Origin of the sequence: Sphingomonas sp. CCH9-F2 (genome assembly GCF_001556735.1) — a bacterium.
In the GTDB taxonomy this organism is placed as follows: domain Bacteria; phylum Pseudomonadota; class Alphaproteobacteria; order Sphingomonadales; family Sphingomonadaceae; genus Sphingomonas; species Sphingomonas ginsenosidimutans.
Genome location: NZ_LSJO01000041.1, coordinates 1 through 288 on the forward strand (window position 1 = coordinate 1; position 288 = coordinate 288).

The following is a 288-nucleotide window of genomic DNA, read 5'->3' on the forward strand; positions in this document are numbered from 1 at the left end:
TGCGGTCGAGCAGCGCGGTGGTCATCTTGGGGTCGCCAAAGACGGTCGGCCACTCACCGAAGGCCAGGTTCGTGGTGACGATGACCGAGGTCTGCTCATAGAGCTTGCTGACGAGATGGAAGAGCAGCTGACCGCCCGAGCGTGCAAACGGCAGGTAGCCAAGCTCGTCGAGCACCACGAGGTCGAGACGCGAGAGCTGGGCCGCCAACGTGCCGGCCTTGCCGAGGCGCGTTTCCTCCTCGAGCCGGTTCACCAGGTCCACCGTGTTGAAGTAGCGCCCGCGGGCGC

The 288-nt window shown here is 66.0% G+C and carries 1 protein-coding gene; it reads right to left on the bottom strand.

Annotated features, from left to right (window positions below; genetic code table 11):
* Positions 1-288 (bottom strand): ATP-binding protein (locus AX685_RS01110; protein ID WP_197418431.1); only part of this gene is annotated, 288 nt, incomplete at both ends.